At 70.5% G+C, this 4,381-nt stretch carries 4 protein-coding genes; 3 read left to right on the top strand and 1 reads right to left on the bottom strand.

Translation table 11 applies throughout. The annotated features are described in order from the left end of the window. Positions 1 to 962: phosphoenolpyruvate carboxylase (locus ACNPM4_RS05235; RefSeq protein WP_448984939.1), on the bottom strand; the 962-nt coding region annotated here is incomplete at its 3' end. A 113-nt stretch (positions 963 to 1,075) separates the two neighbouring features. Here ACNPM4_RS05235 and nhaA point away from each other — a divergent pair. From nhaA to hisS, 3 genes are all read left to right on the top strand, one after another. Next, positions 1,076 to 2,245, top strand: a complete 1,170-nt coding sequence (gene nhaA, locus ACNPM4_RS05230; RefSeq protein WP_448984938.1) for a Na+/H+ antiporter NhaA — start codon at positions 1,076 to 1,078, stop codon at positions 2,243 to 2,245. 106 nt (positions 2,246 to 2,351) lie between these two features. Continuing rightward, on the top strand, positions 2,352 to 2,957 hold the full coding sequence (locus tag ACNPM4_RS05225) for a nucleoside triphosphate pyrophosphohydrolase (protein ID WP_448984944.1): 606 nt from the start codon (positions 2,352 to 2,354) through the stop codon (positions 2,955 to 2,957). A gap of 64 nt (positions 2,958 to 3,021) precedes the next feature. Further along, entirely contained in the window at positions 3,022 to 4,272 is a 1,251-nt protein-coding gene (hisS, locus tag ACNPM4_RS05220; protein WP_448984943.1) for a histidine--tRNA ligase, read from the top strand. Positions 4,273 to 4,381: the final 109 nt, after the last annotated feature.

Here is a 4,381-nt window from a genome sequence, read left to right as displayed (position 1 = left end):
GGGAGGGCCCGGCCGATGCGGTCGAGCGCGCGCGCGAGGCCGCGCAGGACGTGGTCGGCCGCGATCTGCGAGGCCTCACGCGTCACGGAGGCCGTGACGAACGGGTTGCCGTCGCGGTCGCCGCCGACCCAGGAGCCGATGCGCACGAACGCGGGCACCACCGGGGCGCTGGATCCGGAGTCCTCGCCACGCAGAGCGTCGTCGATGCGGCGGTACACGTGGGGCACGGTCGTGAAGAGCGTCTCGTCGAACACGCCCATCACGGTGCGGACCTCGTCCGTCGGGGAAGGCTTCTGCGATCGCAGCGGCGCGGTGCGCCAGAGAGTGTCGATCTCCTCCAGCATCCGGCGGCGGGCGCGGTGCTCCTCGGATCCGCCGGCGCTCGCCGCGTCGTGCTGGGTCAGCAGTTCGGACAGGCGGCGGATGCTCGAGGAGACGGCGCGGCGGCGGGCCTCGGTCGGGTGCGCGGTGAAGACCGGGTGGAAGCGGAGGCCGTCCAGGCGGCGGCGGGCTTCTTCGTCGCCGACCTCGCTGCGCAGTCGGGCATAGGCGGTCGCGACGGTGTCGGCGGCATCCTCCCGTCCCGGCTGTCCGGCGCGCTCACGCAGCACGCGAACGCGCTGGTGCTCCTCGGCCAGGTTCACGAGGTGGAAATAGCAGGTGAAGGCCCGGGCGACCTCGTCGGCCCTGGCGATCGTGAACGACTCGGCGATCGCCGCGGCACGCTCGAACGCGTCGGGCGTCTCCTCGTCGTACGCCTGGATCGTCGCGAGGCGCAGACGCTCGACGTCTTCGAAGAGGCCGTCGCCGCCGGCTTCGCGCAGCACCTGCCCGAGCAGCTGCCCGAGCATCCTGACATCGGTGCGCATCGCATCCGGCGTGCCGCGACCGGCTTCGAATCGGCCGATCACACGGATCGCCTCGGTGTTCGTGGGCTCGGAGAAAGAGTGTGCGGGGGTCACCCTTCGAGAGTATCCCGGGCGGTGGGGGTGTCCTGCACGCATGACGCCCGGCGCCGGAGCGACGCAGCGAGACCGCGGGCGCGGCGATATCCCGGCGACCTACGATGGAGGGGATGCGCATCTCAGCGAACCCCCTCCGCGGTCAGCAGTTCCCCGCCGTCCTCCTTCTCGTCGCCGCCGGCCTCGGCCTGCTGCTCGCGAACCTGCCGACGCACGACGGGTTGGCGGCGTTCCTCGACTTCCACATCGCGGTGCCGGGCACCGCGCTCGATCTGTCGATCTCGCATTGGGTGTCCGACGGCCTCCTCGCGATCTTCTTCCTCGTCGTCGCGATCGAGCTGCGTCACGAACTCACGCATGGCGAGCTCGATTCGCCGCGCAAGGCCGTGCAGCCGGCGATCGCCGCGGGCGGCGGAGTGGTCGTCCCGATCGCGGTGTATCTGCTGATCGCCGGCGGTGACAGCTCCACGTCGTCGGGCTGGCCGATCCCGACGGCGACCGACATCGCCTTCGCTCTCGGGGTGCTGGCGATGTTCGGCAAGGGGCTGCCCTCGCGCGTTCGGGTGTTCCTCCTCGCCCTGGCGATCCTCGACGACATCATCGGCATCATCTTCATCGCGGTGCTCTTCGCCGACGACGTGCAGTGGTTGCTGCTGGGCCTCGCGGTCGTGGGTGTCGCCGTGTTCTGGGCGCTCAGCCGTGTCCTGCACGCGAAGGGGCACCCGCTCATCGCGGTCGCCATGGTCGTGGTGGGTGTCATCACCTGGGGTCTCGTCGCCTCCTCCGGCATCCATGCGACGATCGCCGGGGTGCTGCTCGGGCTCGTCATGTCGCCGGTCCCCGCGGGTCGCGCGCGGCACGCGCTGGAGCCGACCGTGAACGGCGCGATCCTCCCCGTCTTCGCCTTCGTCGCGGCGTTCGTCGTGATCCCGGCGGTGTCGATCACGCAGCTGTCACCCGCGTTCTGGGCGATCGTGGTGGCGCTGCCCGTCGGCAAGATCATCGGCATCTCGCTGTTCGGCTGGATCGCGATGCGCATCCGTCCGAAGGGCGCAGATCCTGCGCTGCCGTTCGCCGACATCCTCGCGGCCGGTGCGCTCGGCGGTATCGGCTTCACGGTCTCGCTCCTCCTGGCCAACCTCGCCTTCGCGAGTGACGGCGGCATCCGCGACCAGGCGATCCTCGGTGTGCTCGTGGGCTCGCTGATCGCGCTCGTCCTCTCCGGGTTCATCGTGTCGCTGCGGGCACGCTGGTACCGTCGGGTCGCATCCGCCTCGTCGTGAGCGCGGAGCCGGATCCGGACCGACCGAAGGAGGTCGCGTGAACTCGCAGCCCGCGTCTGAGTCCCGTGCTGACGGGGAAGACCCGCTCCGCACCGCCGCCGACACCATGCACGCGGTCCGCGACCGCTGCGTGTGGTCGCAGCAGATCACGCACCGCGACCTCGTGCCGTATCTGATCGAGGAGTCGCACGAGGTGATCGACGCGGTCGAGTCCGGCACCCGCGACGACCTCCGCGAAGAGCTCGGAGACCTGCTGTGGCAGGTGCTGTTCCACGCGGCGATCGCGGCGCAGGATCCGGAGGACCCGTTCGACATCGACGACGTGGCGCGCACCCTGACCGAGAAGATGGTGCGCCGGCATCCGCACGTCTTCGCGGGAGAAGTGGCCGAGACGCCCGAGCAGGTGCTGGTGCACTGGAACGCGGCGAAGGCCGCGGAGAAGCGGACCCGCCGCAGCGTGCTCGACGGCGTGCCGCGGGGGATGCCGGCACTCGCGCTCGCCCAGAAGCTCGTCGGTCGCGCGGCCGGGGTCCGTGTGGCGATCGCACCGGCATCGACGGCCGTGCCCCCGGCATCCGAAGCCGACCTCGGTGAGGCACTGCTCGCGCTCGTGGCGACCGCGCGCGCCGAGGGCTGGGACGCGGAACGTGCACTGCGCGAACGGCTCCGCGCGCTCGAAGACGACGTCCGGGCGGCCGAAGCCGGCTCCTGACGCACGGCCGGGGTGCCCGACCTGGGAAGATGGACGCGTGGCTACTGTGAACCCGCCGCGCGGCATGCGCGACATCCTCCCCGCCGACAAGGCCCGCCGTGAGCGCGTGCTCTCCGTCATCCGCGAGCGCTACCTCGCGCACGGATTCGACGAGATCGAGACTCCCGTGGTCGAGGACTACGACCGCCTGCACGCCGGGATCGGCGGCGACAACGAGAAGCTCTCGTACAACATCCTGCGGCGCGGGCTCGACGCCGACGCGATCCGTGCGGCCGCCGAAGACCCTGCTGCCCTCTCGGACCTCGGCCTCCGTTACGACCTCACCGTCCCGCTCGCACGTTTCTACGCGAGCAACCGCGGCCAGCTCCCCACCGTCTTCCGCTCGATCCAGATCGGCCCGGTCTGGCGTGCGGAGCGCCCTCAGAAGGGCCGCTACCGGCAGTTCGTGCAGTGCGACATCGACATCATGGGAGACGACTCGTCTCGTGCCGAGGCCGAGCTGATGGTCGCCTCGCTCGACGCGGTCGACGCCCTGGGTCTCGAGGGCGCGACCGTGCGGATCAACGACCGACGCGTTCTGGACTGGATGCTGGACTCCTTCGGGTTCACCGCCGAGGAGCGTCCGGGCGTGCTCATCACGATCGACAAGCTCGACAAGATCGGTCCGGAAGGAGTCGCCGCCGAGCTGCATGAGCGCAGTGCCTCGACCGCTGCCGCCGACGCCTTCGACGCTTTCCTGCGGCGGCCGCAGACGATGGAGTACAACCCGTTCGGGGAGCGTCAGATTCGCAAGGCGCTGCCCGATGGCGCCCCTGCCGAACTGATCGAGCACCTGGTCGGCATCGGCGAGGCCGTCGCTGCGGGGCGTGGTCAGTCCGACATCCCGCTCGTCTTCGACCCGTTCCTCGTGCGCGGCATGGGGTACTACACCGGCACGATCTTCGAACTCGCGCACCCGTCTGTCGCATACTCGCTCGGCGGCGGCGGGCGGTACGACGGCATGATCGGTCGATTCCTCGGGCAGCAGGTGCCCGCGGTCGGGTTCTCGTTGGGCTTCGAGCGGCTCGTCGATCTGATCGCCGATGAGGTGGATGCTGCGGCCGAGGCGGTCGTGCTGATCCACGACGCCGACGTTCCCGTGCATGAGCTCGTCCGTCACAAGGCCGCGCTCATCGCCGATGGTGCCCGGGTTCGGCTCGAGCGACGCACGAAGAACGTCAAGGCACTGCTCGAGCGCTCGGCGGCCGACGGATACACGGCCTTCGCGACCGTGTCCGCGGGTGCCGACGACCTCGAGGTCAAGCCGCTCTCCTGACGCGAGCTTCGGAAGGCCCCCGCGTCGCGTTCACGCCGCGTTCACGCCGGCGCGGTGGAATCGGGGTGTGAGCCGCTTCCGCACCCTCGCCGTCGTGACGCTGGCCCTC

This window comes from Microbacterium umsixpiens (genome assembly GCF_053543675.1).
This window is presented reverse-complemented; position numbering and strand designations above follow the sequence as displayed.

Coding starts and splice junctions, on each gene's coding strand:
- nhaA (WP_448984938.1), top strand. CDS start 1,076: ATGCGCATCTCAGCGAACCCCCTCCGCGGTCAGCAGTTCCCCGCCGTC.
- ACNPM4_RS05225 (WP_448984944.1), top strand. CDS start 2,352: ATGCACGCGGTCCGCGACCGCTGCGTGTGGTCGCAGCAGATCACGCAC.
- hisS (WP_448984943.1), top strand. CDS start 3,022: ATGCGCGACATCCTCCCCGCCGACAAGGCCCGCCGTGAGCGCGTGCTC.